Below are 25,591 nucleotides of genomic sequence, written 5' to 3'. Positions count from 1 at the left end.
GTTAAAGCTTATCTCATCAGAAATGAGCCAGGCGCACTTACTTTCCAGTACATCGTGAAAAAGGGCGATCTTGATGGAACCGGCATCAGCATTAACCCTGTATTACAGGTGAACGACAGCAAACCTGCAGATGCAACAGGCAACGCGATCAATACAGCCATGAACCATGTACCGGCTACCACGGCTATCCTGGTAGATGGTATACCGCCCACGGTTACACGTATTACGCAGCTGGATCCACCTGTTACGAAAGCCACTAAAGTGCGATACGCAATTATCTTCAGTGAGGCAGTGAGAGGATTTACAGCAGCAGATGTTAGCGTTAACAAAACCGGCAGTATGCAGGCCCCGGTGGTAAGCCTTGCTTACCCGGCAACAGATTCGATTGTAGTCACCGCAGATAATATAAACGGCGCTGGTACACTGCTTCTCAGCATCCATCAGACGGCTGCGGCAACAGACCTGGCCGGTAATCCACTGGAGGCATCTCCGCTTACCTCCACTTACACCATCGACAATCAAAAACCAGGGAATACGGCACCAACGGTAGCGGATATCCCGGATGCCAGTTTGTGCGCAGACGTAGCGGTACATACTATTGTAGTGGGAGGTATAAGCGCAGGCATAGAAACTGACCAGGCGATCACTGCTGCTGTAGTGGCTGATAAATCGTTCTTTAGTTCGCTGACAGTGGTCAACAATAATGATGGCACCGTTACTATCCGTTACGAGCTGAAAGCCCGCGCCAGCGGTGATGTCAGGATAACGCTCACGATAGCGGACAATGGTGGCACGGAAAACGGCGGCGTCGACAGGGTCAGCAAATCGTTTGTCCTCTCTGTAAAACCAATGCCAATATTGCCTATCATCGTAACACCGGAACACGATATCCCGCAGGGCGCCCAGGCAGTTCTCACCACCAGCGGCGCTGCTACTTATCTTTGGAAAGATGAACCAGGTATAGTATCCGGCAAAAATACCGCCATACTGGTTGTTCAGCCAATGGAAACCACTACCTATATAGTAACCGGCACTACTTCTGAAGGATGTATCGCTTCTGCCGCCACCACCATAAGGGTAGACGTACCGGCAAAGTTTGAAGCGACCAATGTGCTCACTCCCAATGGCGACGGTATTAACGATCGCTGGGTGATTAAAAATATCAGCAGGTATCCCAATAACCAGGTGAAGATATTTGATCGTAGCGGCAGACTCATATATACAAAGTCCGGCTATAACAATGAGTGGGATGGTACGCTGAATGGCCAGGTACTGGCGCAGGATACGTATTATTATATAGTGGATCTGGGAGAGGGCGGAAAGTTAGAAAAAGGCTTTATCACAATTCTTCGCAACCGTAAGTAACGGTGCAGGTTATACGAAGCAGGATGGTTCATCAGGGAGCCATCCTGCTTTTTGCTTTCCGGAGATATGATAGCAAAATTTGACACTTTTTTCCAGCCGGTCGGACTATGACTATCTTACATGTACGGGGCATTACCGTTACGTTTTATATTAGTAAGGAATGCTAATAATATTTTGTTGTTTTGAAATTTCTCCTTACTTTCATGCCCGTAATATCCGGTCAACGGGTACCTCAAAATAAAATTACCACAGCATGAAGCCCTGGAAACCCATTTCCTTATTATTATCCGTTTAATTTTACTTGTTATCATATGCTGGTATAGCCAGTATTAATTGTTGGTGAATAGTTGTTATTGCCGTATGATATCGTGTGAATGTTGTTTCTCCCGAAGCAATGTAACAACTATTTTCATTGATGAAAACAAACGTGGCTGATCTTACCCTTACCGGCCACTCAACTTATATCCTGCAGGATGATACGTTCATTTTATTTATTCATTTCCCTCAAAATTTAACCAATGGGTATTATCGTTTTTTATGAAGGCAACAATGGTTCCCAGAACATTGTACAAACAGTTGAAGACACACCAGGACAGAATTTCCGTCCGGTGAAGAATGATGAAATCCGGTCCTGTAAACTCTATGGAGTCAGAGTTGGTTGTGTTATCACCCTGTTTGATTCTCCGGATGGATCCATGAGTGATGATTTCACGATTATTAATGTAAAGCGTATTTCACCGGAGTACACCGTGAATACCTTTGAGAGAAGTTACGAAGACGAGTATGTGGTGGTCTCGTATATCCGTAACAACGGCCTTGATGGCAAGGTATCACGTATTAAGATAGACTAGTACTAAACGGCGTTTGCCTGGAAAAGCCAGGTGAACGCCATTTTTCATTTTATAGATATGCTTGGCCGTTATCAGCTGTTTTATGATGTAGAATAAAGCCGTATTTTGCACTTCCAAAAATGGATAACATGTCGGGCGAAACAGATCTGCAGAAATTATTGAAGGAAATGAAACCCTCCTGCCAGGAAGGAGCATACGTTTTTTGTGTAGTAACAACCCTGGACAACATAGACCTGAAATCAGCAGTCATGACCTTTGTGGAAGAAGAAGGGATTACACTGATTTTAAAGAAAGAGACGGCCGACCGTTTAGGACTTTCCTATATTGCCGTGATGTCCTGGATTACGCTGACAGTCCATTCCTCGCTGGAGGCAGTTGGATTGACGGCCGCCTTTTCCAAAGCCCTGTCCGAACAGGGAATCAGTTGTAATGTGGTAGCGGCATTCTACCACGATCACATTTTTGTAGCTCAGAAGGACGCAGTGGCTGCGATGCACATCCTGCAACAGTTCTCCGCCTGAACCCTTTTACTTTGAGGCTTCCAGCGTTTCTGCAATTTCATCCCGCTCCCGGATGATCAGTTTTTTTACCGCATTTCCCTGCTTCACAAATTCGAAAGTCAGGTCGCGCTCTTTAGAAAAGAAGACGTCTTCTTTTTCAGGATAGAGCTCAAATTGTTTACTCCCGATGATCATTAGCAGTATTCCTTTGCCCGCCTGTATATTCATCTCCGCCGTTTGCGGCCCTTTGTATTTACCAACATACTTTTGAAGCGCCTGTGTTGGTAAAGTAATGGCTGTTCTTTCATTGATGTATGGCGCAGGGCCATGGTCATAACTGAGTACCCGCGTCATTTTCCAGGCTCCGTTTTTTAATATCCAGAGATGTGTAAACTTCGCCAGTCCTTCTGCCCGTTCTTTTTTCCCTTTATCCTGTACATAAAATAAGTGTTCCCCGCTCAGGATGGCACCATAAATAACACCGGATTCCCGCATGGGGTACAGTTTGATACTGCCTTTTACCACGGCTCTTCTGAGCCGGAAGCTGTCGGTATTATTGCAGACGCCCTTTTGAAAGGAGCTTACCAAAGCATCAATGCCGTTGGTGATACCACCCTTATCATGATAGAATTCTACATCGTCCGAGAAGAATTTGACCATGGTTGTGAGGTCGCAGGTATTATAGGCCTGCCAGAAAAGACTATCCTGCCGGAGGATCACCGCAGCTAGTTGCTGGTCATTTTCCTGGGCAGATACCCGTTGCCCGGGGAAAGCCAGGAATAGCAATAAAAGCCAGGTCATGTTTAGAAAATACGTTTTCATGATGTGGGGAATTGGTTTGATATAATTGATATGAGCGAAGTTAGCATAATGCAAGGTACTATGTTATGCATAATTGAGGGTGTTTTATAAATGGTCAGAAATTCATTTGACCGGCGCCTCACGGATAAGATGAGAAACCCGTGGAATTACGCCAGAATCCCCGCATTATACCTGTTCTGGCCATCTCCCGCAGACTAATTTTGTAAGTGTCTACCGGCATATAACCGTAGCCGGTAGCAGTCTATCTTTTCAAACAATAAATTTCAGGATCATGAATACTATCAACAGGATCAGCCGGAAAGGGCTGGTATTGCTGGCTATTGCCCTGACCGGCGCAAATAGCAGCAGGGCGCAGCAACAGGAACAGGCAGGCATAAGCCCATGGGGAAAAGCAGATGAAATCGGCACATTGAATATGATGAGCGACAAGAACAACCTGGCACTGTTTTCAAAGATTAAAACCGGCAAAGTCTATGACCTTGGCGTAGAGTATTTTGTGGGCATGCCTGGTTTCACGGCATTGGGCGATCCTGCTTACCAGTTCTGGCTAACGCATACACCACGCGGAACGATAGTAGGAGACATCACCAAACAGGGAAAGGAGATGAACCGGAAAGTCAGCTACACCGGCGATGCGCTTTCTATGTACACTCACACCGGCACCCATGTAGATGCGTTGGCCCACTTTGGTTTAAACGGCCATATCTGGAACGGCTATACGGCAGATGAACACCTGGGTGATCGTGGCTGGGATAAGAGCGGTGCAGAGAAAATACCCCCCATTATCGGTAAGGCGGTACTCATTGATGTACCCGCGTTCAAAGGAATAGACGTGTTGCCAGGCAACTATGTGATTTCACTGGCCGAATTACAACAGATCATTACGCAGCAGCACCTGCAGATTAATAAAGGCGATATTGTACTGATCAGGACGGGGCTTATGAAGTATTTCTATAACGACCAGGAGAAGTTCATGAATAACTCACCGGGAATGAGCATGGAGGCCATTAAATGGTTGGTGGAAGAAAAGCAGGTGATGACACTGGGGGCCGATAACCTGAGTCTGGAAGTACTACCGTCCGGCGATGGAAAGAACTGGCTCCCCGGACATACCTACCTGTTGGCAGAAAGGGGCGTGATGTTTATTGAGTTGTTATACCTGGAAGAATTGTCTGCCGCCGGCGTGAAAGACTTTTTGTTTATTGGTCTTCCTCTGAAATTAAGAGGCGCCAGCGGTGCGCCGGTGCGCCCCATGGCTATTCCTCTGTGATGGCGTACAAATTTATAAGTGATACCGCATGCAGGTGCAACCCTCGCATGCGGTTATAATTTACAGGTCATTACATGACGCCGCGTTCCCGCTTTTTTGACCTCAGCAAAACCGGCTTTTTCGAAGGTGGGAACAAAGCCCATAAATCTGTAGCTGGGAGAATCGGTATCTACCGGGTACGCTTCAAGATGCCTGGCCCCGTGTTTCTTTGCGTATTTTTTTGCATACCCGATGAGTTGTGACACCATGCCCTGGCTCCGGAATTCCTTTTTTATAAAAAAGCAGGCGAGCGACCACACCTTTTCCAGGCTATCGTCGCCGCCTAAACGCAGATAGGTTTCCCGGGGAGCAATGGAACACCAGGCCACGGGGGCTTGCTCATGATACGCGAGTAGCCCTACCGGCGTACCATCTGAGATACGTTGATGGATATACTTTTTCTTGTTGGGAGCCGTATTATGGCGCTGTTCTTCTTTCGTAGCACGCCAAACCATACACCAGCAATATCTGGGGCCACCTTTACTCTCAAACAGGGCTTCGAAATCTTCCCAGTTTTTAGGACCGACGGGTTTAACTGAAATTTTCATCTGCACCATTTTGGGGGTTAAACAATACGGTAAATTTAATGCTTAACCCGCCAACCACAATCCGGCACAAGCATACAGATCATAAATAAAAATTCCCATCTGCATATAAATCGAAGTCAATACCCAGTTGCAACGCACTCATGCGCCGGATATTTTCTTTACAGATAGCAGGGCCGCCCAGCATCGTGTTGCCGTTATGAAAACTAATGGTTGCCTGGATATAGCCATTGGCGTTAGTAGCCAGCGCAGAAATCCCTTTTGAATCCTGTTCCAGGAGATCGAGTAAGGCGTCCAGTTTCTCTTCAAATTTCCCAGGTCCTTCTACTGCGTATAATTCTATGCAACTGAATTTGAAGGCTGCTTTGCCATTTTTCATCAGATCGCCCTTGTTCCAGCCGTTGCCGGGTTGGAGGGTGGTCATGGTGCAGAGTTGTTCATAGTTGAGTGTAGTGGAGGTGGCCCTGAAGCAAAGCCGGTGATAAGGCACGGTATCTACCCAGGTGACAGAAATATCCGGTGTTGTTTTCAGGTAGATAGCCAGGTGAAATTTTTCTCCTGCAATAGGGAAGTATACCACGGCCTTTCCGTTGGCGTTATCCAGTACCACTTTTTCAACTTTAGGTTGGTTGTTTTCGTAAACAAGTTGGTGAATAGCCAGTAGCTGACCGGTGAATCCGAAGTGTTGGTCTTCGGATTCACCGATCGCTTTTTCAATGAGTCGGGTAGTTATCATGTGTTTAAAATACCCGGGAAAGGTATGCAAAAGAATTTACTCATACCCGTTTTTAAGCAGCAATACGGCACCCGGTGTGGCCGTCAGCTCGAGGAATCCGTTGCCGGTATTCTTTATCCGGAAGCCTTTATTGCTGGCGGCAAAGAATGTTTTGAACGGCAGTTTCAGGCTGGTGCGGCCGCCTTTTTCTGCGACGATCTTCACTTCCGCAATCTGTCCGCCATCTTTCTTCGCGCTTAACAGGAAAGCACCTTCCGCCCGCAGGTCTTCAAAAGATACCTGGTCCCAGTCGGCAGGAACGGCCGGCATAATTTCAATGAACCCGGCATAACTCTGCAATAACATTTCCTGTATGCCTGCTGCAAAGGCAAAGTTGCCTTCCAGGGTGAACGGCCGGTATTGAAACTTCGACAATCCTGATTTGGTCTGGTCTCCGTTCAGATGGAAGCTATTGATAGAACAGAACGCTGTGGCAAACGTGCGCAGATCTTTAGCTGCGCCCGCACCGTCTTTTGCGCGGGCTTTGAGATTACCCATCCAGGCGTAGGAGTAACCGCACCAGTAATCCGGACCAATGCTATCGGCGAGGTGGATCGTCTCGCGGATTATAGACTGTGCCAGGGGCCCGTCTTCCCATTTGATCAATCCGAGGGGATGGATGGCCATCATATGCGAGAAGTGGCGGTGCGACTGATTATATGCCATGGTTGGTGCAAACATCAGTTCATGGTTGGGCGTAACGGCGAAGTCGTCGAACTCGGAAAGCAACTGCTGCCAATGTGCCGCTTCGCTTTTTAATCCCAGTACGGTAGCCAGTTCTGCTGCTTTGCTGAAGGTGAATTTCATCAATGCCAGGTCGTAATTGGTATTCTGTAAGAACCAGGCCTGCAGGTCGTTGTCGTTGATCTCCGGGCTGGAGCTGATTTTCAGTTTGCGATGGCCTTTTTCATCTTTTACTGTAATACTTTCCAGGAAGGTAGCGGTGCCTTTGATCCAGGGCCAGGCTTTCTGTTTCAGGAAAGCAGGGTCCATGCTATAGCGCCATTGCAGGTAGTGGTGCTGGGCCAGCCAGGAAGATACGGTAGGCGACAACGAGTATTGAATCCAGCCGCCCATTTCTGTACCATCGAGGGTAGTAACGCCGGGAACGGCAATACCCGGAGCACCGAAATACATTTTCGTGTAACGTTGGTAGTTAGCCTTGTTGGCTTCCAGGTGATTAATATATCCCATGGCTTCTTCCAGGTGATTGGCACTGTAGGAGGGCCAGTAGCTGAGCTGCGTGTTGAGATCGTGGTGATAGTCGCCTTTCCAGGGTGCTATGCGGCCGTTATCGGCGGTCCATACCGCTTGCAGGGAAATAGGCGGGGCATCTTTCCGGGCAGCAGATCCAAACTTGTATTGCTCCAGGTACCACTGTTTTTCCAGCAGGCTATCCGGTATATGGATGGCGGATTGTTTCCAGAAATGTTGCCACCAGCTGCTATGCGTGGCCAGGGCTTTACTGAAATTGCCGGTATCTGTTCCGGCCGTGATCTTGCTCACCGGTTCATTCAAAGGTTTACCGGGGTACTGGGAAGAGATACTCCACACCCCTTCGATGGTGGTAGCGTTTATTTTTTTCCAACGCACCTGTATATCGTAGGTGAAACCTCCCCATCCTTCCTGGTGATAGGTGATACTGTTGCCTTTCCGTTCAATGCTGCCTTGTTTATAGCCTAAGCGGGACAGGTCGTCACCGCCCACCGGATCACCGCTGTTTTTAACAGCGCCCTGGTATTGTGGGGCGAGTAGTTGTGGTACCAGCCCGGCGTCTACCTGTTCGAACCGGAACCAGCCAACGGGTTGGCGGGCATCGACAAAAGTTTTCAGCGTGGCGCCATTGGCCCATTTTACTTCGCACAGGGCGTTTTGGAGGGATAAATGCACGGAGCTGACGGCGCCCCAGTTGCGCGTATCAAACTCCAGTGCGCCACCGGGTATTTTTGAGGGGGCTGCTTCGCGGTCGTAGGGAGCGTCGAAATATTCCTGGACCGGTTTATAGTCTTTTTTGTGCACCTGGTCAATCACCCATTGATAACTGAATTCTTTCCGGTGCAGTCCTTTCATGGGCCGCATATCCCACAGATCGGCCCTGTCGAGCGAGAACCGCAGCTGACCTTCTTTTTGCCAGATCAGTGCGCCCAGCAGACCATTGCCGAGGGGGATGGCTTCATCCCAGCGGGTGGCCAGCTGTTGAAATTGAAGATCATGCCGGGGAGATTGGGCATACGTGGTGATGGCTGCTATAGAAAGCGCCAGTGTTGCAATAAACTTGTTCATCTGTTCTGTATCAGGCTTCCAATTTACCTGAAAAAATCAATATTTTTTCCCCTTGCTGCAGTACTGGTAATAACCGCTCAGGATGCGATAAAATACAGGTATCCGGAGGATGTGTGGAAGTGAAGGTATTTATTACCACTACATAAGCCGTATCTTATAGGTGGTCCTTATATAGCCCTTTACTGGGGGGGAGATGGCGCTTATATAGGGCTTACCTCTGCGAGCGCCTGTTGGTGGCGGCTTCCAGAGGACGAAAAAACCTGTTTTTGGGGCATACGGTTGGCGATCCTGTCTTCCGGGAAATAAAAAAGCCGGAAGTGCTTGTCTTCCGGCCAATAACGTGGCATGCCGCCACCATCATTTGGTATATAATTTTAGTATTATGCCTCTGATTTATCCAGCACAGGTGCGCCGGCAGTTTTTTCTGCCATGGCAGCCGGTAAGTAAGGTCGTCCGCCGGAGGCGGGAACACAGGTGCCGGTAAATACCGCCTTCGTCATCACCTTCCCGTTTAAAATAATGGATTGTTTAAAATGCAAACGGGGCTGACCGGCAGGATCAGCATACAGGGTGCAGGTAACCGTAAACTGATCACCCTTTTTCAGCGACCGCAGAAACTGGATCCGGTAGCCGGACAATACCATGTGTACACCATTTCTGGCCTGTTCTTCAAAATCGAAACCCAGCACTTCCCGGATATAATCATGACGGCAATACTCCATGTAGAACGGGTAATACAGGCCATCCATAATGTTCTGGACATCGATATGTTCTTCTTTTGCGACGTATTCTTTTGTGTATTCCATGACTGGTTAAAATTGTAATTGAAGGTGCAATAATACCTTTTTTTTACCCTCAAATAATATTAAATTGTGGATCATATGCGGACCATATTGAAAGGAAAATACCTCCTGTTATTTGTTTTGTTAACCACGCTCGCCAGCACTGCGATGGCGCAGACGGATAAGTGGACCGGCGTTTGGCGGATGACCGTAAAACCCTGGCCCCAATCTACGGTTATCCAGGTAGAATTACATATCGGCCCACCGGAACACGGTATTCTGTACCCGGCTATTCTCAAATTACAATACGGCGAATTTACCGGCATCTACGAAGTGCTGCTGGCAAAAAAAAATGAGCGGCAACTGGGTATTGGCCGCAATAAATTTCCGCTCAAGGAAACACCCTATAAGCTCGGTATCTGGACCTGGTATCTCAATGGCACCCTCGATTACGGGAAAGATACCATTGGCATCAGCCGCATGTGGATTGATAAACTGAATATCTGGATGCGGGGAATGTACAGTGACGATGAAATTTATGAATCCTCCAAGGCAGATCTGCGGGAGCTCCTGTACCGGGATAAATTTAAGTTGGTGAAGACAGGAAGCAGGCCCATGGCAGATTCTAGCGTCCAACGCATCCTGCATCATAAAGATCCGCATATTTACTATGGTATTTACACCACTATCGTGGCGAAAGATAGTATCGTTCCCATGCAGATTGCCGATCAGGAAAAATATGACCAGGATACGGTCACCTTACTGCAAAACGAAAGAACCATTTTTTCCCGTGAACAGATCAATGACCAGAACCGGCACCCGCAGGCACGCCTGGACACGGGGCATAATATTTTTGTATTTTTTGCCGACAACTACGGCAGCCTGCCACCTAATACCGGTTCGTTGCGCATGACTATCGACGGGCAGCCCCGCGATTTTGATTTCAGCGACCAGGCTAATGCCTACGCTACTTTCCTGGTGGCAGATATCTATCACGCAGGCTCAATAACTCCGGAGCCTATTAAACGTACCAGCGTTCCCGTAGCCACCATCCCGGTGCATACGGCGGATATTATCCTGGAACTCAGGGATACGCGCATTCAGGATGGGGACAGTATTTCCCTGAATCTGAATGGCAAATGGGTGGTAAATGGCTTTCCGGTAAAAAAAGAAATACAACAGATCCGGATTACCTTGCAGCCCGGAGAAAATATTCTTTTATTTACAGCTGACAACCTGGGATCAATTCCACCCAATACAGCGGAACTGAAGATCCGCTTTGGCAGTGAGTCGAAGGTGCTGAACCTCAGCACAGACATGAAAAAAAATAATGAAATCAGGCTGGTACTGGAATAATATTAAAACGATACGATGAAGTTTACTTTTTGTATGCTGCTGATATTTGTTTGTTCCCCGCTATGGGCGCAGTTTGCATTGGTGGAAGACAAGGACGGCTATACGAATGTCCGTGAAGAAGGAGCGCTGTCAGCGCCTGTGGTAGCAAGGGTTACCAGTGGAAGCCTGGTTTATATCTATGAAGCGGGGAAAGACTGGAGCCAGGTGGATTACAAACAAGATAGCACCGGCTATATACACAATTCCCGTTTACGGAAGATAGCTAACTATGAGCCTGTACCAGTGCAGCGGGTGGCGGGCGACAGTATTGTTTTCCGGAAAGATTCCCTGATGATCGTGCTCCGGCAAATGTTGTTTCAGCCATCGGCACATCGGTTTAAATATCAGCAAACGGAAGGCGGGCGGTATCTGTCGGCCATCGATAACCGCCCTTTCTGGGGAACGGATGGGGGAGCGCCTGATCGTGCGTACCAGCACATTTCCTGCTATTGGCAACACGGGTGCGTAGTAGCGCCGGATAGCGCCATCAATGATCTGTTTCAGCCTAATCTGGAACTGACACATGTCTGGTACGACCGCCAGCATGAACGGTGGTTTATTGAAGCCACCAATTCGGACGGTGCAGGGGGATATGTAGTTGCCTGGATGTTTGAACAGGGGAAGTATAAAACCAGGTGTGTTGTGCATGGTTTCTAGGAGGGACGCATGGTTTACAGCAACTCAACATCACTGCTCAGAATGTAAATGCCTTTACTCATACCGGTAGTACCCTCTCCTGAAAATCACTGCCGCCAGCAGGAAAAAGAGCGGGTAAAGCAACAGGAGAGATAAAAACAGCAGGAATATAAATTGAATACAACCTATGCCCAATGCGATTTTAAGATAAGTCTTCATGCGGAAAGGGTGAAGGAAAGTAATACTGTTCATGAGCAGTATCAGGCTAAAACCGCATAGTCCGAAATTGATAGCGTCTGTAATGTGTAGGTGAACCGGGGTCAGTACCAGCAGTGTATAAAACTCAGGAAGCATTAAACAGGCATACAGTGTTGCATATGCTGAGAACCTTTTCCATAGCGCAACTGGCGCACCCCGGTAAAAAGAAAGATATCTCTCTTCATATTCCCGCATCCGGAAAATCAGGATACTGCCAGCCAGTATGCAGAAGTTGAATATCCAGAAAATGGTGGCGGCATCGTACGCGGTTGTCGTATTATTTCTGGCGATGCCGTACAACAGCCCACAGGTAATTATTTTCAGTCCAAGCCATTTTAACCATTGCGTTTTTATCACCACCCGGAGTAATACAACGGGATAGTGATTGAGCAATCTTGATAGCCATAATTGTTTAGGCATCCCGCGTTGTTTTCTCTTGTCTGCATCAGTCAGCAGATACACATGCCAACACGCAGCGCTGATGGAAAGCACCAGCAGGTACACGATAGTGAGACCTGTGTGAAGATAAAAATGTCGCTGACAGCCTACTATTACAATAAGTGTTGCATAAACCAGCACCGGGAGCAGCAGGGAAATTTCGACCAGAAGAAATAGGAAAAAACGTTTCGTTTTGCTGAGGTAGTTCAATATATGCAGGAAGTTGCAGGCCGGCTGCTGTATGATATGCGTAACAAACGACACACACTTCCATGCATATAATAACCAGACTGTAAACACTAAGAGGAGGAAATAGCTTCCTTTCAAAAAACCGATGATCAGTGAGTAATGATATTCTACTACGCCGGCGCCATGTGTGGGAGCTACCACGAGAAACAGCATGGTGAAAAGTAAGCCGAAGGCGCCTGCATTTTCCCTGTAAAAGGCTTTTATAAAAGACCGGAATAATATCTGGATAGCTACACTCATAAAACAATATTGCCTGCCTGTACTGTGAGTATGCTGGTGTATTGCAACAAGGCGGCGTTGGGCGCCTGGTGCGAACTCATGAGAAAAGAAGTACCGCTTTGCCGGCGCTTTTCCGGGATAAACCGGCACAGCACAGAGAAGGCTTCTGCATCGAGTGTGATCATGGGCTCATCCAGCACAATGAGCGCGGGGTTGCCTATAAAAGACAATACCAGCGATAGTTTTTTCGTAGTGCCGGCAGAGTAGGTAGCCACAGGTTGATCTATATAGTTGTTTAGTTGAAGAGCCTCCAATAAGGGGGCTATTTCATTGCCGGTGGTATTACGGATATTCCGGTAGAGAGAAACCAGGTCATTGCCGGTCATAAACGGTGGATACACCGGCTCGGCTTCCGCCCAGCCGATGTGTTGCCGGTAAGAGAGCGGCTGATGCTGCAAACTGGCGTCATGGAATATAACATCTCCTTCGAACGGAATGAGTCCGGCTATTATTTTCAGCAAAGTGGTTTTGCCGGAACCGTTAGCTCCTTTTAACCAAAAGATACCACTTTCCAGTTGGAAGGAAGGGATGTCAAGAATCACCTGTTTGTGATAAAGTTTCCGGACGTTGATCATTTGCAGCATACCGCTAAAAATATTTCTTTCTGCTGATATATGATCAACAGTTAGGCAATATTTCCATAAATGGTAGCCAGGTGACTGTGGGTATTCCAGAACGGGGGAGGAGTGGCGCCTTCCAGGTTGGCCAGCAGGATATCGAGATGGGTATGCCATCCACCGCCAACGCTGCTGCGTGTTTTGGCTGTGTCGTCGAGTTTGCGGTGAGTAAGCACCAGTAGTACCCGGTCGCCCTGCGGCGTGAGTTCCATCGTTACTTCCGAGCCGCCTTCCCAGGTGAACGACAAGAGATGTGGCGCAGCTATTTTTAATATTCTCCCGGTGAAATGATGTCCGTCTTTCATGTCCCGGTATTTTTCAGGAATGTTATCAGGGAGTGGGCTCAGTTCCTGGTGAAGAAAATGGAGGTGAACAGCGCCGCCTTCAAAGAGCTCCATCTCTCCTTTGGCGAGCCACTTGCCCCGCTTTTCAGAATCCGTGAGGTAACTCCATACTTTTTCAACCGGACCTGGCAATGAGCGTTCAAAACGGATCGTGCCGGGTGCGATGATCTCGCCTAACTTTTCCATATTTTTTTATTTTAAACGTTAATGATAGCGGGTTTAAAAACGGGTAGCATTATTCGTTCAGCAGTTGTTCCAATGTATCCAGGCGGTTACTCCAGAAGTGGCGGTATTGGGCGGCCCATTGCGCTACTTCCTGTAATGCCGAAAAACTGGCGGAGCAATGTCTTTCCCGGCCCTGTTTTACAATGACAACCAGGCCGCACTCTGTAAGAATGCGCATGTGTTTTGATATAGCCGGCTGGCTCATATTAAAGTTATCGGCCACAGTGTTCAGGGTCAGCGTTTCCTTTGCCAGTAGCCCTATGATAGCGCGTCTGGTAGGATCGGCAATCGCCTGGAACACGTCTCTGCGTGCTTTCATTCAATTGTATTTATGATATATAACCATTTGGTTTAGTAAAAATATATATAACCATTCGGTTTACCAAATATTTTTTGCAGGCCAGGGAAGACTATTAACGGTGACGAGTATACGTAGACATATAAGGCACAGAAAAAACATTGTAACATTTTCTTACCCGGTACGTTTAACCGTCATAATCCCTCCATGTATGAAAACACGTCACCTGTATTACGGCCTGATGATGGCCGCTGTAGTATTCATCTCCTGTAAAAAGAATAATGACAGGCCTTCACCGGGTAAAGGCAAAGATCTTGTGCTGACTGCCGAAGAACAACAACAGGTGTTGGCCGACAATGCCTTCAATTTTAAGATGTTTAAAAACCTGGCGGCAGATCCGAAACTAAACAGGAATCTTATCTTTTCTCCACTCAGTATCAGCATGGCTTTGTCGATGACGGGCAATGGCGCAAGCGGGTCCACACTGGAACAGATGCGGAAGGTGCTGGAGCAGAAAGCTTTTACCGAGGAACAAATCAATAGTTACCACAAGAAACTGAACACAGAACTGCCGCAGCTGGACCCCCTGGCTGATCTGCAACTGGCGAATTCCATCTGGTACCGGCAGGGATTCACCCCGTTGCCCGCCTTTATTGATCTGAATAAGAATAATTATAATGCAGCCGTAGAATCACTGGATTTCAACAATCCGGCAGCAAAAGACAGGATAAATGGCTGGGTAGCAAAAAATACAAAAGATAAAATCCCTACGATCCTGGACAACATCGGCAGTGATATAGTGATGTACCTGATCAATGCCGTTTACTTTAAATCAGATTGGAAATACCCTTTTGATAAAAACAAAACGCGCAAAGAAACATTTTATACCAATGAAAACAAAAGTATACAGGCCGACTTTATGCAAGGCAAGGTGACAGTGAAGACTGGTGTATTTAATGGGGTACGTGTTGCTGAACTGCCTTATGGTAATGAAAAATACAGTATGCTGTTACTGCTGCCTGAAGAGGGGAAAAGTATCATGGATGTGGTCAACGGCACAGATACGACTACCTGGAACTCGTGGATGAAAGGGCTGCGTCCATCAACGGTGGAATTACATTTTCCTAAATTTAAATTCGCCTTCAAAACGAAATTGAATACGCCGTTGATCGATCTGGGGATGCCCATTCCATTCAGTAACAGCGCGGATTTTAGCCGGATCAATCAGGGGGGTGGCCTGTTGATCAGCGAGGTATTACACAAGGCATTTATTGAAGTGAATGAAACCGGAACAGAAGCAGCAGCGGTTACGAGCGTAAGTATGGAACTTACCGCTATCATACCAGGTACCGCCGTTTTTATCGTAGACAGGCCATTTATTTTTGTTATCCGGGAGATGAAAACCGGGTTGATACTATTCAATGGTATAGTCAGGAACCCGTTGCTGGCAGAATAGAGAAAGCTTCGGATAATAAATACAAACGCCTTTTGTCGAACGACAGAAAGGCGTTTTTTATTAATACCGATAATTGTAAATTTATACAAAACCGTTACATGCTATTTAAGCAGGATCACCTGGAAGGAATTGTTGCCGGCAAAGTATCGCTGGCTTTCCGCAAATGGAAACAGCCGGCGGTAAAGGAGGGGAGTCTTATCAATACGAGCGTGGGTGTCATTGAAATAACCGAAATTATTCCCTGGCATGTTCAACAGCTCTCTGAGGAAGCCGCCATCGCCGCAGGATATAAAAACCTGTCAGCGCTTCAGCAGGTGCTTTCAAAAATTTCCGCCGGCACGCTATATAAAATACGCGTGCGTTATTATGCGGCCGATCCAAGAATTGAACTGCGGGAACAAACTTCGCTGACGGCAGCCGACAGGGACGCACTGTTGGAAAAACTGAAACGCCTGGATCAATATAGCCAGCAAGGCGACTGGACCCGGGAAGTGCTCAATGCCATTCAACAGTATCCCCATAGCAAAGCAATCCTGCTGGCGGGTAAACTGGGGCGTGAAAAAGAGTGGCTGAAACTGAATATCCGGAAACTGAAAAACCTGGGGCTTACGATCAGTCATACTGAAGGGTATAGTTTATCCCCCCTGGGTACCTTATTGCTCTCCGCCTGGTCACGCAAAAAGAAATAATCCACTGCGGTATTTTTGTTAAACTGTTTTCATTCGCTTATATATAGATGTGAAAATATTTTAAAAGGATAAATTTATGATATAAGAGTAGATAGGAATCATAACATACCTGAAAAAACAGAATCGCGGATAACTGGTTTAAAATGCAGATTGAATGGATGGTTTTGACTGATTTTCGGTTTGCGTAAATTCCTGTGGATGCTGATGTACAGTGCTTTTACCGGTCCGGTGAATCTGAATAAAAAAATATTTTTATTTTGTGTCGTGTAGAATCTTACTGGTGGTGTGTTTCAGGATGTGTTATCTGTACATACAGTTGAATGAAAATTACAACTTAAAAAAATAATTATTTCGCAATTAAAAAATGTTCTTTAACTTAGTTTCAGAGAACGTTTTGAAAGACATCAGAGAGATAGGTATTGTACCCCCAAATTCTTGAACCCCAAATCCCCTCGTCATTCGTGATAAGTAATGCGCTTACATTGATACGTGATCATTTGCAGGCATTCTTTGCGCTCAGAGGATTTCCTGCCAATAGTGTGATCGTTGAAAACATTGGTTTGCTGGAAACCACGCACGCCAATAATTTCAATGGTAACGTTATTATCTCCCTTGTAAATGTGGAGGAAGAAAGTACGCTAAAGAACAGCAAAGCGTATACTACATGGCCGGATAACCGCGCCAGGTATCAGCATCCGCCGGTATACCTGAACCTGTATGTATTGTTTACCGCTGTACTCTTTGGAGATGCAACGCATGATTATTACGAAGAAGCACTGCATCGGTTGTCGGCAGTGATCAGTTTTTTCCAGGCGCAGAAAACATTAAAGAGCAGTGATGGCACGCTGGATCTTAACCTGGAATTGTATACCCTGACATTCGAACAGATTAATCACCTCTGGGCATCACTCGGTGGACGCCAGGTTCCCTTTGTGATGTATAAGGTCAGACTCGTGGCTATCACGGAAAACGCTGTACTGAGAGTCGTTCCGCTGATAGAGGAAATAGAAGACACCCAACATCCTACTGCATAATTTTTTTATGTCTGTTATTTACAAGATATTATTTGAAGTGCAATTGCTGCACGAATACTACCTGCAAGACAGTAAAGGAATTTCGCTGTTTGAACAGGCCACGGACCAGCAACGGACAGATTTCCTGATGGAGAAACTACGCCTGGGCCAGTATCCGCTGCTGCAACGCGATTGGGAAGTGCAACCTCTGCCCGCTACCGCTGTGCAGATGAAGAATTATCATATGCGTTTACTCCCCACTGCTACGGGTTTCAAAGTAGCCGTGGAAGTGAAAAAAGAGCTGCAGGGTACTACCTGGGCATACACTCCTTTTGTACCCATTCCTGCTACTGTTGCTTTCCAGTTTGCTATTGTACCTCGAAATGCTGCATCTAACGCGTTTACCAGCATGCGTATGAGACGCAGTCTGCCCGCCATTTATTATTTTTCCAATGATAATACCACCAATACAAAAGTATTTCCGGCGCTTTCCGTACCTGTAGCGGCAAACGATAATACCCGTTCCTATGAGCAGGGCGAATTATCGAAGGTAGGCGCGAATGTAGCGGAATACCTGAACAAACCCAATGTAGCCGCCAATGATTCCTCCCAATGGCGCGCTATTAAAGGCAACGGCTTTGCGCATGAAGGCGACCGGTTACTACTGCCGTTTTCCTTTGTCTACAATTTCCCTGCTACTGCTACGGTGAAACAAGGAACTGCGCTGCTGGAAAGTCTCGATGGCAGCGTGTCTTTGCCTTATTCTTTTTCTTCCGATACGGTACTTTCACAGGTGCGGCTTGATTTTTCTGCTCCCTTGCCCGATCGCTCATTGCCTGCTGACGGCTGGTATAACCTGAAAGTAAACGGCGATAATAATTTCGCTGCACAGCAACTGGTATATGTAAGCAGGAGAGAAATGTACAACGCCTCCTATATCGGAGTAGCAGATTTTCGCGTGGATACTGCCGGCGGCGCTTTCGCCATGCTAGATGCTGATGGTACACTGAAAACAAAACTTCCGCAGAACGGCATCAGGATCCCGCACACCATTTATGAGCTGCGCTTCCGTAGCAGAAATTCTTACTGGCGCTACTCTCCGCAATACGGTCAGACGCTGGTGTTCAGTAGTCACGCCGATACTTTACTCACGGCGGCAGATGCCAATGGCGCACGCACTACTACCGACCCCTGGCCGTTTTCCTACAACAACCGCTTATTCCCCGTCACGGAAAATAATATCACCAACTACGAACAGCTATTACCAAACCCGCGTGGCCTCTCCCTCAGCAGCGATGCTGATCAGCGCCTGTACGCAGATGTGGTGGTGCTGCTATCAAAAATATTTCCGCAAGGCCCTTAACTGCAAGGTGTAAGCATCATTCAAACAACATTTAAAACAGCTAAAACCCCAAACATATGGCAGAATATAAAACTCCCGGCGTTTATATCGAGGAGATCGTCAAGTTTCCCCCCTCCATAGCCTCTGTTGAAACCGCCATCCCGGCGTTCATCGGCTATACGGAATCTGCTCAGAACAACGCCCCCGGCGATCTGTTGCTGGTCCCCACCCGTATTACTTCCATGCTCGATTACAACCGCATCTTCGGTGGACCGAAGCAGGAAGAAGAAAGTATTGTTGTCACCATCGACAGCACACAACCACAAGCCGTTATCAAAGCGGTGATTGATCCCACAAAGGCATCGAAATACATTATGCAATACCAGTTGCAGATGTTCTTCAATAATGGCGGCGGCCCCTGCTACATTGTGTCTGTAGGCGATTACAGCACCGGTGGCGTCATTTCATTGTCGTCGCTCACAGATGGATTGAATGCCGTTGAAAAAATAGATGAAGTAACCTTGCTGCTTTTCCCCGATGCCATCAACCTCACGGATGCAGCCTCTTATTATACCCTGCACAAATCTGCACTGGACCAGTGCAGTTTGCTGAAAGACCGCTTTACTGTGTTTGATATCTGGATGGATCCGGCCATCGGACCAGCGGAGAGCATCATTGACCACAATGTAACCCTGTTCAGAAATGCGGGCTTTGGTGAAATAGAAACCAAAAAATATGGCGCGGTTTATTTCCCCCGGCTCAATACACAGCTGTCGTATGCCTATGATGAGGCTACGGTAAACGTGGTGCAGAGCGGTGGCGACGGCTCCCTGAACGGTACACTGGCAGCCCTGAAAAGTGTGAATAATGCTTTTTACTACCAGGCGCTGAATGCAATCACACAGATCCGGATGCTGCTTCCTTCCTCTGCGGCAGTAGTGGGTAAATACGCGGAAACAGATAATACGCGCGGCGTATGGAAAGCACCGGCCAACGTGGGCATCGACTATGCCGTAAGCCCTGAAGTAATTGTTACCAAACTGCAACAGGAAAACCTGAATGTGGATGTAACAGACGGTAAATCGGTAAACGTGGTCCGTTTCTTCCCCGGAAGAGGCCCGGCTATCATATGGGGCGCACGTACCCTCGCCGGTAACGACAACGAATGGCGTTATATCTCTGTTCGCCGTTTCTTCAACATGGTAGAAGAGTCTGTAAAGAACGCCACTCAGCAGTTTGTGTTTGAACCCAATGACCTCAATACCTGGGTAAGGGTGAAATCTATGATAGAAAACTATCTTACCCAGCAATGGAAAGCGGGGGCACTCATGGGCACTACCACAAGGGAAGCCTATTTTGTAAAGGTAGGACTGGGTGAAACCATGACAGAACTGGATGTATGGGAAGGAAGGATGATCGTTGAGATCGGAATGGCAGTGGTACGCCCTGCTGAATTTATCATCCTGCGATTCAGTCACAAAATGTTGCAGGAATCATAGCCGGTAACTGTCTTTACATTCCCCAAAAAATAAATTGAAAGCTGTATGAACACCATGACCTCCACTACGTCGACAGCTACGAACGGCTGCGGCGATTCTACCAATAAAACCCAGCAATACATCGATAATAACAAAAAAGGGATCTGTAGCGCCTTTACGGATTCGCTGAATGTATTGCGTATGCGGGAAGGCGAATTCAAAGGATATACTCCCGTATACCGGTACAAAAAATGTTTCTTTATCAAAGCAGAAGAAACCTGGCGCTTTTATCGTGCGCTGGATCTCTGTGCTGCCCTCCCCAGCCAGAAAGACGCTGACCTGGTAAAAGACAGGCTGAGCAAAGCCAATGATGTAAACAAGGCGATAGCTGCAGCACTGGCTATTGTGGCGAAAAATATCCAGGACGCCAAACAGAAGTTTGCGTTACTGAGCGAATCCGCCCATAAGCTGAAAAATAAAGCAGATGATAACTGCAACAAAGCCCAGCGCGCGGCGCTTGCGAAACTGAAAGCCGGCAGCAAAGACTTTGAAACCTGCTTTACCAATATCGTGGAAGGATCTCAACAGATGTATGCCTCCGACGGTGGCTGCGGCGAAAATGATAACGTGAGCATCAACAAGCTGCACTGTGCCGTTGGGGACGTATCCGGTATCCAGTCCTTCACCAGCATAGACAACGCGATCCTGTTGCATAAAGACCTGATCGATGCTATTAAAGTATTCCGGGATGATGTGTTACTCAACATCAAGAACGGAGAAGACGATCAGAAAAAGACCTACGGCGCCCTCGGTGATGCCAAAACGCAAAAGGTTACCATCCGCGAAACCCTGTGGTCTGTGAGAACACAAACACAGGGAATAGAGGATATCCGTGAATTCCTTTGCACACTGCCTTGTGGTGATCTTCCAACCATCAAGTCGATCTGCGAACAGGCACAGAATAATTACTGCAACAGCAATGGCAATGGTGGCGGACATTGTGGCGACGAATAGTCCCGCCCCGTTTATCATCTCCCGGAAAAAAAATTCCTGATCACAAAAAAATATTCATCATGAATTGCGATAAACCGTATGACCCTTTTAAAGAAAGTGACGACTCCTGCTGCGCTACCATCACCGGTGGCAACGATTCGGAGTGCGGGTGTGTGGATGACTGGAAAAAGGAGCTGAAAATAAAAGGTAGCTCTTACCAGCAGAAGGCCGCTGAAGCAGCCAAGAAAAAAGATGAACTGGGCCTGGCACAGGACTGGCGGAATAAAGTGAAAACATATTTCGACAGCGTTCAACAAAGCGCCGAAAAGGCAGATGCGATTACCAGCAAAGTAAAGGTGATCCTCGATATCCTGGAAAAGCTCTGTAAAAGCACCGGCTTCTCCGTTACCGCTATCGAAGTGCTTTTCTGCATGACAAAAGAGCTGTATACAAAGGTAGATGAGGTAGCTGCCTGTTATAACAATATCTCTAAATCCATCGACTGCTCCAACGACCAGGTCCTGAAGAAAGGTGGTATCACCGATGCCTGGGCGGATTATGGAAAGAAGTTGCAGGATGTGATTGCCATTGGTAACGATATTTTCAACAATATCGTGATTGCGCTCAAAGCAGCTACCATCCTGGATGAATCTATCTGCGAAAAGGATTATGGTATTAAAACCGCCATTGCCCGCATTGGCTGCGTTTTTAATCCAAATGGCAGCAGCAGTGCATCTAACGGTGGTATCAAATCAGGCGACGACAGCATGGAAATCTGTTGCACCGACAAGCTGGTATGCCCGGTATTCCCGTTAACAAAAGATACGTATTTCACCGTAACACAGACGCAACTGAAAAATGCGGATGAAAGACTGGCGGCCATTAAACCGGAATACGATAAAGTAAGCCAGGAAGCAAACCGCTTGCAGGCATGCACGGATAGTCTTACCAAAGCTATCAAACAGGCACAGGACGCGAAAGCCTGCAAATAGCCTATAGTACATTTTCTTCACCTCTTTTAAATTTAAAGATATGCCTGCAAAAGGAACATACCCATTACCCAAATTTCATTTCCTGGTAGAATGGGGGAAAGACGTTCGTCTTGGCTTCACAGAAGTAGCCGGTCTTGACTTCGAAACAGAAGTGATCGAATACCGTGAAGGCAGCAGCAAGAAATATAATAAAAGCAAACAGCCCGGCCTTACCAAGTATGCGAACATCACGCTGAAACGTGGCACTTTTGAAGGTGATTATGATTTCTATAAAGCCTGGCGCGAAACCTATTATTTCCAGGAAGGCAACAAAGCCGGTAGCAAATACCGCCGTGATGTGACCATCAAGCTGCTGAACGAAAATCATGACCCGGTGATCACCTGGAAAGTACTGAATGCATGGCCTTCCAAAATAACTTCCACGGATCTGAAGGCAGATGCCAATGAAGTGGCTATTGAAACCATGGAACTGGTACACGAAGGGCTGGAGATCATGAACGTCGATTAATATGGCACAAGCGGCAATAAAGCCGGATAACTTCTGGCAAACGACAAACTTCCACTTTTCGGTCACCTTTTTTGGATTACCGAAAAGCAGCGGTGGAAACGACCAGGGCACTGAACTCGATATCCGTTTTCAGAGTGTTACAGGTCTGGAAGCCAGTATCAACACAGAACAGGTAAAAGAAGGAGGGGAGAACCGGTTTGAGCACAACATACCCGTGAGACGAAGTTATTCGCCACTGGTCCTGAAAAGGGGGCTGCTCCGCCCGGATGATTCTTCTTTGTCATCCTGGTGCCGGAAAGCACTGGAAGAGCAGCAGATCAAACCTTTGCAACTGGTGAAGGTAGCGCTGCTGGATGAAGATCATAATATCCTCATGTACTGGAACCTGGCCTGGGTATGGCCCCGCAGCTGGAAGCTGGCAGAGTTGAATGCAGAACGCAGCGAGGTATTAATAGAAACACTGGAACTGAACTATAACCGTTTCGAATTTAAAAACAGCTGAGTCATGCCCATTGAAATCCGTGAACTGATCATTAAAGCGGAAGTATCGCCGGACAATTCTTCCGGCGGCGGCACTGCCGGTGCAGCATCCGCAGCCAGCGGTGGCAGTAATGCCACGGAAGCGCTGATTGCTTTATGCGTGGAGAAAGTATTACAGGTACTGAAAGAAAAAAATGAAAGATGAGCGACGCGAAACTGGAAAAGATCTACATCCTCACTTATTCCGATAAGTTGCAGCAGCAGCTGGATAAAAGTCACAAATTTACGGTTCCGGTAAATGCGGAAACTTATACCCGTTCGCTGAAAGTAGATTATGATATCCGCCGGGAGCCAGGCAGTCAGAAAACAGAAGCCCGTTTTATCTCCACCATTCCGGAGGAACTCAAACTTGATTTCGTACTGGATGGTACCAATACCATTGAAGGGTATGGCTATCCCGGAATGGAAGTGCAGGCGCAGGTAAAACTGCTGCTGGACACGGTGTACTACATGGATGGAGAAACACACCGCCCCCGTTTTCTGAAAGTGTTCTGGGGCAAGCAGATTGCTTTTCCCTGCGTGATGTCTAACCTGGATCTGAACTATGTGCTGTTTAATGCAGATGGTAGTCCGCTCCGGGTGAAAGTCAGCGCCACTTTTCTCAACTACCGTGCAAAAGAAGCCAACGAAAGGGAGCAAAGTAAATCGTCTCCCGATCTGACGCATTACCGCGTGTTTAAACAGGGCGACCGGCTCGATCTGTTTAGTTTCAAGATCTACCAGGACCCTAAATACATGCTGCAGGTGGCAAGGCAAAACAACCTCACTTCTTTCCGGAGAGTGCCGGTTGGCAAAGAGATCTATTTCCCTCCATTCGATAAAAGCGAAGTATCATGAACGAAACAGGAATACCCAATACGTCTGCGCATGATGTAGCGAGTTACGACATCCTGTTGAACGGTACCCAACCGCTGAACGCTATGTATGAGGTGCTGTCACTGACACTGATCCAGGTGGTCAATAAAATACCGCTGGCTAAAATCGTGTTGCGTGATGGCGCCGCCGCTGATCAGAATTTTTCTATCAGCAATACCGACGACCTGCTGCCGGGTACAAAGCTGTCTATCAAAATTGGCCGCGATGGTTCCAATAAAGTTTTGTTCAAAGGGATCATCGTACACCAGGGCATCAAATTCCGCCAGGATGGTAACCCGGTACTTACGGTAGAATGCCGGGACGAATCGGTGAAAATGGCCATAGGCCGGCATAGCCGGTACTACGAAAAAGTAAAGGACAGTGAAGTGATCGAGCAGCTGGTCAGGCGATACAGCGGCCTGAATGCCGATGTGGAAGTTACGGATGTACAACATAAGGAACTGGTGCAGCATCACAGCACCGATTGGGATTTCCTGTTGTTACGGGCGGAAGTCAATGGCAAACTGGTGATAGCCGACCAGGGAAAGGTAAAGGTGAAGAAGCCTGATACCAGTGCTTCGGCAGTACTGCAACTTACCTACGGTTCCTCGCTGATGGAACTGGAAGCCGAAATGGATGCGCGTCATCAGTGGAGCAACGTACATGCCAGCGCGTGGGATTACACCGGGCAGCAACTGTATGAAGCGGAAAGTTCGTCTGCAGATTATGCAGAGCAGGGCAATGTTTCCGGTAGTACACTGGCTGGTGTGATCGGCTTATCCAAATACGAATTGCTGCATAGCGGCCGTCGTCCGGCGGAAGAACTGCAGCAGCTGGTGGGCGCGGCGATGCTGAAAAGCCGTCTGGCCAAGATCCGTGGCAGGGCAAAGTTCCTGGGCTTCTCCGGGATTACACCTGGCGATATGGTCACTTTACAGGGTATTGGTAACCGTTATAACGGCAATGCTTTTGTAACGGGCGTGCGGCATGAAGTAGCGCAGGGTACCTGGGATACGCATATCCAGTTTGGGCTGGAACCCGACTGGCTGGCGGAAGCCTATAAAGATATTTCTGATATTCCGGCCGCCGGAATGCTCCCTGCTATTCATGGGTTGCAGATCGGCAAGGTGGTGCAGCTGCAGGATGATCCTGATGGGGAACACCGCATCCTGGTGAAAATCCCGGTGATCGACAATGCAGCCAGAGGTATCTGGGTGAGGGTGGCCAGTCTCGACGCCGGCAACAACCGGGGCGCTTTCTTCCGGCCTGAAATCGATGATGAAGTGATCGTAGGATTTATCAATGATGATCCCCGTGATGCGGTGGTACTCGGTATGCTCAACAGCAGCGCAAAACCGGCTCCCATCACTGCGAAAGATGCCAATGATGAAAAAGGATTTGTGACCAGGAGCGGAATGCGTATTCACTTCAACGACAGTACGAAAACTATTATCATAGATACGCCGGCAGGCAACAGCATCACCATCGACGAAGCTTCTACGAGTATTCAGCTGAAAGATCAGAACAACAACACGGTGACGATGGATACTTCCGGTATCAAGCTGGAAAGCCCCATGAACGTGGAGTTGAAAGCAGGTGTAAACCTGGTGTTGTCTGCCGGCGCCGCCTTATCCATAGGAGGGGCCAGTATTTCAGCCAATGCAGATGGTGCGGTGGAACTGAAAGGCGCGCTGGCCAAGCTGTCGGCACAGGGTATCACGGAGATATCCGGATCAATGGTAAAAATTAATTAG

The 25,591-nt window shown here is 47.6% G+C and carries 27 protein-coding genes; 18 read left to right on the top strand and 9 right to left on the bottom strand.

The annotated features are described in order from the left end of the window. From BMW79_RS21050 to BMW79_RS21040, 3 genes are all read left to right on the top strand, one after another. The coding region (locus BMW79_RS21050; protein WP_177192268.1) for a T9SS type B sorting domain-containing protein at positions 1 to 1,365 on the top strand (1,365 nt) is incomplete at its 5' end. Between the two features lie 518 nt (positions 1,366 to 1,883). Then, on the top strand, positions 1,884 to 2,216 hold the full coding sequence (locus BMW79_RS21045; protein WP_089897804.1) for a hypothetical protein: 333 nt from the start codon (positions 1,884 to 1,886) through the stop codon (positions 2,214 to 2,216). A 128-nt stretch (positions 2,217 to 2,344) separates the two neighbouring features. After that, positions 2,345 to 2,737, top strand: a complete 393-nt coding sequence (locus BMW79_RS21040; RefSeq protein WP_089897802.1) for an ACT domain-containing protein — start codon at positions 2,345 to 2,347, stop codon at positions 2,735 to 2,737. Between the two features lie 6 nt (positions 2,738 to 2,743). Here the strand turns inward: BMW79_RS21040 and BMW79_RS21035 are convergent, their stop codons facing one another. Then, the gene (locus BMW79_RS21035) at positions 2,744 to 3,538 is read right to left on the bottom strand and encodes a nuclear transport factor 2 family protein (RefSeq protein WP_089897800.1); all 795 of its coding nucleotides are present in this window, start codon (positions 3,536 to 3,538) and stop codon (positions 2,744 to 2,746) included. A 271-nt stretch (positions 3,539 to 3,809) separates the two neighbouring features. Between BMW79_RS21035 and BMW79_RS21030 the strand changes: the two genes are divergently transcribed. After that, positions 3,810 to 4,808, top strand: a complete 999-nt coding sequence (locus BMW79_RS21030) for a cyclase family protein (protein WP_089897798.1) — start codon at positions 3,810 to 3,812, stop codon at positions 4,806 to 4,808. 53 nt (positions 4,809 to 4,861) lie between these two features. Here BMW79_RS21030 and BMW79_RS21025 read toward each other — a convergent pair whose 3' ends face one another. The 4 genes from BMW79_RS21025 to BMW79_RS21010 all read right to left on the bottom strand — a co-directional run bounded on the left by BMW79_RS21025 (position 4,862) and on the right by BMW79_RS21010 (position 9,256). After that, positions 4,862 to 5,395 (bottom strand): GNAT family N-acetyltransferase, encoded by a 534-nt coding sequence (locus BMW79_RS21025; protein ID WP_218150396.1) that lies wholly within the window; start codon positions 5,393 to 5,395, stop codon positions 4,862 to 4,864. 79 nt (positions 5,396 to 5,474) lie between these two features. Further along, a complete protein-coding gene (locus tag BMW79_RS21020) occupies positions 5,475 to 6,128 on the bottom strand; it encodes a DUF4279 domain-containing protein (protein ID WP_089897794.1) in 654 nt (217 codons plus the stop codon). A 36-nt stretch (positions 6,129 to 6,164) separates the two neighbouring features. Next, entirely contained in the window at positions 6,165 to 8,450 is a 2,286-nt protein-coding gene (locus BMW79_RS21015) for a glycosyl hydrolase family 95 catalytic domain-containing protein (protein WP_089897792.1), read from the bottom strand. Between the two features lie 380 nt (positions 8,451 to 8,830). Further along, on the bottom strand, positions 8,831 to 9,256 hold the full coding sequence (locus BMW79_RS21010) for a thioesterase family protein (protein WP_089897790.1): 426 nt from the start codon (positions 9,254 to 9,256) through the stop codon (positions 8,831 to 8,833). A gap of 75 nt (positions 9,257 to 9,331) precedes the next feature. Between BMW79_RS21010 and BMW79_RS21005 the strand changes: the two genes are divergently transcribed. Together BMW79_RS21005 and BMW79_RS21000 are read left to right on the top strand one after the other, a co-directional pair. Further along, complete coding sequence (locus BMW79_RS21005; RefSeq protein WP_089897788.1) at positions 9,332 to 10,588, top strand: hypothetical protein; 1,257 nt, start codon at positions 9,332 to 9,334, stop codon at positions 10,586 to 10,588. A 15-nt stretch (positions 10,589 to 10,603) separates the two neighbouring features. After that, positions 10,604 to 11,284 (top strand): SH3 domain-containing protein, encoded by a 681-nt coding sequence (locus BMW79_RS21000; RefSeq protein WP_089897786.1) that lies wholly within the window; start codon positions 10,604 to 10,606, stop codon positions 11,282 to 11,284. Between the two features lie 54 nt (positions 11,285 to 11,338). Here BMW79_RS21000 and BMW79_RS20995 read toward each other — a convergent pair whose 3' ends face one another. From BMW79_RS20995 to BMW79_RS20980, 4 genes are read right to left on the bottom strand one after another with little or no spacing between them, the layout of a single operon-like run. Continuing rightward, positions 11,339 to 12,448 (bottom strand): hypothetical protein, encoded by a 1,110-nt coding sequence (locus tag BMW79_RS20995; RefSeq protein ID WP_089897784.1) that lies wholly within the window; start codon positions 12,446 to 12,448, stop codon positions 11,339 to 11,341. Next, positions 12,445 to 13,071 carry an ABC transporter ATP-binding protein gene (locus BMW79_RS20990; protein ID WP_177192267.1) on the bottom strand — a complete coding sequence of 209 codons (627 nt, stop codon included), beginning with the start codon at positions 13,069 to 13,071 and terminating at the stop codon, positions 12,445 to 12,447. The genes BMW79_RS20995 and BMW79_RS20990 overlap by 4 nt, the downstream gene beginning before the upstream one ends. Before the next feature lie 41 nt (positions 13,072 to 13,112). After that, positions 13,113 to 13,634 (bottom strand): SRPBCC family protein, encoded by a 522-nt coding sequence (locus tag BMW79_RS20985; protein ID WP_089897780.1) that lies wholly within the window; start codon positions 13,632 to 13,634, stop codon positions 13,113 to 13,115. Positions 13,635 to 13,683: 49 nt separating this feature from the next. Continuing rightward, complete coding sequence (locus BMW79_RS20980) at positions 13,684 to 13,992, bottom strand: ArsR/SmtB family transcription factor (RefSeq protein WP_089897778.1); 309 nt, start codon at positions 13,990 to 13,992, stop codon at positions 13,684 to 13,686. 190 nt (positions 13,993 to 14,182) lie between these two features. Here BMW79_RS20980 and BMW79_RS20975 point away from each other — a divergent pair, with 190 nt between their 5' ends. The 12 genes from BMW79_RS20975 (at position 14,183) to vgrG (ending at position 25,591) form a co-directional block, all read left to right on the top strand. Then, a complete protein-coding gene (locus tag BMW79_RS20975) occupies positions 14,183 to 15,427 on the top strand; it encodes a serpin family protein (protein WP_089897776.1) in 1,245 nt (414 codons plus the stop codon). Between the two features lie 98 nt (positions 15,428 to 15,525). Beyond that, positions 15,526 to 16,116: an ASCH domain-containing protein gene (locus tag BMW79_RS20970; protein ID WP_143059236.1), complete on the top strand. Its 591-nt coding sequence runs from the start codon at positions 15,526 to 15,528 to the stop codon at positions 16,114 to 16,116. A gap of 482 nt (positions 16,117 to 16,598) precedes the next feature. Further along, entirely contained in the window at positions 16,599 to 17,150 is a 552-nt protein-coding gene (locus BMW79_RS20965) for a DUF4255 domain-containing protein (RefSeq protein ID WP_218150395.1), read from the top strand. Between the two features lie 7 nt (positions 17,151 to 17,157). Continuing rightward, complete coding sequence (locus BMW79_RS20960; RefSeq protein ID WP_089897770.1) at positions 17,158 to 18,492, top strand: hypothetical protein; 1,335 nt, start codon at positions 17,158 to 17,160, stop codon at positions 18,490 to 18,492. Between the two features lie 56 nt (positions 18,493 to 18,548). Continuing rightward, complete coding sequence (locus BMW79_RS20955; protein ID WP_089897768.1) at positions 18,549 to 19,970, top strand: phage tail sheath family protein; 1,422 nt, start codon at positions 18,549 to 18,551, stop codon at positions 19,968 to 19,970. Between the two features lie 45 nt (positions 19,971 to 20,015). Beyond that, on the top strand, positions 20,016 to 20,963 hold the full coding sequence (locus BMW79_RS20950) for a hypothetical protein (protein ID WP_089897766.1): 948 nt from the start codon (positions 20,016 to 20,018) through the stop codon (positions 20,961 to 20,963). Positions 20,964 to 21,022: 59 nt separating this feature from the next. Beyond that, a complete protein-coding gene (locus BMW79_RS20945; protein WP_089897764.1) occupies positions 21,023 to 21,934 on the top strand; it encodes a hypothetical protein in 912 nt (303 codons plus the stop codon). Between the two features lie 40 nt (positions 21,935 to 21,974). Further along, positions 21,975 to 22,442, top strand: a complete 468-nt coding sequence (locus BMW79_RS20940) for a phage tail protein (protein ID WP_089897762.1) — start codon at positions 21,975 to 21,977, stop codon at positions 22,440 to 22,442. Position 22,443: 1 nt separating this feature from the next. Beyond that, on the top strand, positions 22,444 to 22,944 hold the full coding sequence (locus tag BMW79_RS20935) for a phage tail protein (protein WP_089897760.1): 501 nt from the start codon (positions 22,444 to 22,446) through the stop codon (positions 22,942 to 22,944). A gap of 3 nt (positions 22,945 to 22,947) precedes the next feature. Continuing rightward, positions 22,948 to 23,127 (top strand): DUF5908 family protein, encoded by a 180-nt coding sequence (locus tag BMW79_RS20930; protein WP_089897758.1) that lies wholly within the window; start codon positions 22,948 to 22,950, stop codon positions 23,125 to 23,127. Continuing rightward, complete coding sequence (locus tag BMW79_RS20925; RefSeq protein WP_089897757.1) at positions 23,124 to 23,819, top strand: CIS tube protein; 696 nt, start codon at positions 23,124 to 23,126, stop codon at positions 23,817 to 23,819. The genes BMW79_RS20930 and BMW79_RS20925 overlap by 4 nt, the downstream gene beginning before the upstream one ends. After that, a complete protein-coding gene (gene vgrG / locus BMW79_RS20920) occupies positions 23,816 to 25,591 on the top strand; it encodes a type VI secretion system tip protein VgrG (RefSeq protein WP_089897755.1) in 1,776 nt (591 codons plus the stop codon). The genes BMW79_RS20925 and vgrG overlap by 4 nt, the downstream gene beginning before the upstream one ends.

It is taken from the genome of Chitinophaga arvensicola (assembly GCF_900110835.1).
Classification (GTDB): domain Bacteria; phylum Bacteroidota; class Bacteroidia; order Chitinophagales; family Chitinophagaceae; genus Chitinophaga; species Chitinophaga arvensicola.
This window is presented reverse-complemented; position numbering and strand designations above follow the sequence as displayed.

Excerpts from the sequence above, each read along its gene's own strand:
- BMW79_RS21045 (WP_089897804.1), top strand. The coding sequence starts at position 1,884 with ATGGGTATTATCGTTTTTTATGAAGGCAACAATGGTTCCCAGAACATT.
- BMW79_RS21040 (WP_089897802.1), top strand. The coding sequence starts at position 2,345 with ATGTCGGGCGAAACAGATCTGCAGAAATTATTGAAGGAAATGAAACCC.
- BMW79_RS21035 (WP_089897800.1), bottom strand. The coding sequence starts at position 3,538 with ATGAAAACGTATTTTCTAAACATGACCTGGCTTTTATTGCTATTCCTG.
- BMW79_RS21030 (WP_089897798.1), top strand. The coding sequence starts at position 3,810 with ATGAATACTATCAACAGGATCAGCCGGAAAGGGCTGGTATTGCTGGCT.
- BMW79_RS21025 (WP_218150396.1), bottom strand. The coding sequence starts at position 5,395 with ATGAAAATTTCAGTTAAACCCGTCGGTCCTAAAAACTGGGAAGATTTC.
- BMW79_RS21020 (WP_089897794.1), bottom strand. The coding sequence starts at position 6,128 with ATGATAACTACCCGACTCATTGAAAAAGCGATCGGTGAATCCGAAGAC.
- BMW79_RS21015 (WP_089897792.1), bottom strand. The coding sequence starts at position 8,450 with ATGAACAAGTTTATTGCAACACTGGCGCTTTCTATAGCAGCCATCACC.
- BMW79_RS21010 (WP_089897790.1), bottom strand. The coding sequence starts at position 9,256 with ATGGAATACACAAAAGAATACGTCGCAAAAGAAGAACATATCGATGTC.
- BMW79_RS21005 (WP_089897788.1), top strand. The coding sequence starts at position 9,332 with ATGCGGACCATATTGAAAGGAAAATACCTCCTGTTATTTGTTTTGTTA.
- BMW79_RS21000 (WP_089897786.1), top strand. The coding sequence starts at position 10,604 with ATGAAGTTTACTTTTTGTATGCTGCTGATATTTGTTTGTTCCCCGCTA.
- BMW79_RS20995 (WP_089897784.1), bottom strand. The coding sequence starts at position 12,448 with ATGAGTGTAGCTATCCAGATATTATTCCGGTCTTTTATAAAAGCCTTT.
- BMW79_RS20990 (WP_177192267.1), bottom strand. The coding sequence starts at position 13,071 with ATGCTGCAAATGATCAACGTCCGGAAACTTTATCACAAACAGGTGATT.
- BMW79_RS20985 (WP_089897780.1), bottom strand. The coding sequence starts at position 13,634 with ATGGAAAAGTTAGGCGAGATCATCGCACCCGGCACGATCCGTTTTGAA.
- BMW79_RS20980 (WP_089897778.1), bottom strand. The coding sequence starts at position 13,992 with ATGAAAGCACGCAGAGACGTGTTCCAGGCGATTGCCGATCCTACCAGA.
- BMW79_RS20975 (WP_089897776.1), top strand. The coding sequence starts at position 14,183 with ATGAAAACACGTCACCTGTATTACGGCCTGATGATGGCCGCTGTAGTA.
- BMW79_RS20970 (WP_143059236.1), top strand. The coding sequence starts at position 15,526 with ATGCTATTTAAGCAGGATCACCTGGAAGGAATTGTTGCCGGCAAAGTA.
- BMW79_RS20960 (WP_089897770.1), top strand. The coding sequence starts at position 17,158 with ATGTCTGTTATTTACAAGATATTATTTGAAGTGCAATTGCTGCACGAA.
- BMW79_RS20955 (WP_089897768.1), top strand. The coding sequence starts at position 18,549 with ATGGCAGAATATAAAACTCCCGGCGTTTATATCGAGGAGATCGTCAAG.
- BMW79_RS20950 (WP_089897766.1), top strand. The coding sequence starts at position 20,016 with ATGAACACCATGACCTCCACTACGTCGACAGCTACGAACGGCTGCGGC.
- BMW79_RS20945 (WP_089897764.1), top strand. The coding sequence starts at position 21,023 with ATGAATTGCGATAAACCGTATGACCCTTTTAAAGAAAGTGACGACTCC.
- BMW79_RS20940 (WP_089897762.1), top strand. The coding sequence starts at position 21,975 with ATGCCTGCAAAAGGAACATACCCATTACCCAAATTTCATTTCCTGGTA.
- BMW79_RS20935 (WP_089897760.1), top strand. The coding sequence starts at position 22,444 with ATGGCACAAGCGGCAATAAAGCCGGATAACTTCTGGCAAACGACAAAC.
- BMW79_RS20930 (WP_089897758.1), top strand. The coding sequence starts at position 22,948 with ATGCCCATTGAAATCCGTGAACTGATCATTAAAGCGGAAGTATCGCCG.
- BMW79_RS20925 (WP_089897757.1), top strand. The coding sequence starts at position 23,124 with ATGAGCGACGCGAAACTGGAAAAGATCTACATCCTCACTTATTCCGAT.
- vgrG (WP_089897755.1), top strand. The coding sequence starts at position 23,816 with ATGAACGAAACAGGAATACCCAATACGTCTGCGCATGATGTAGCGAGT.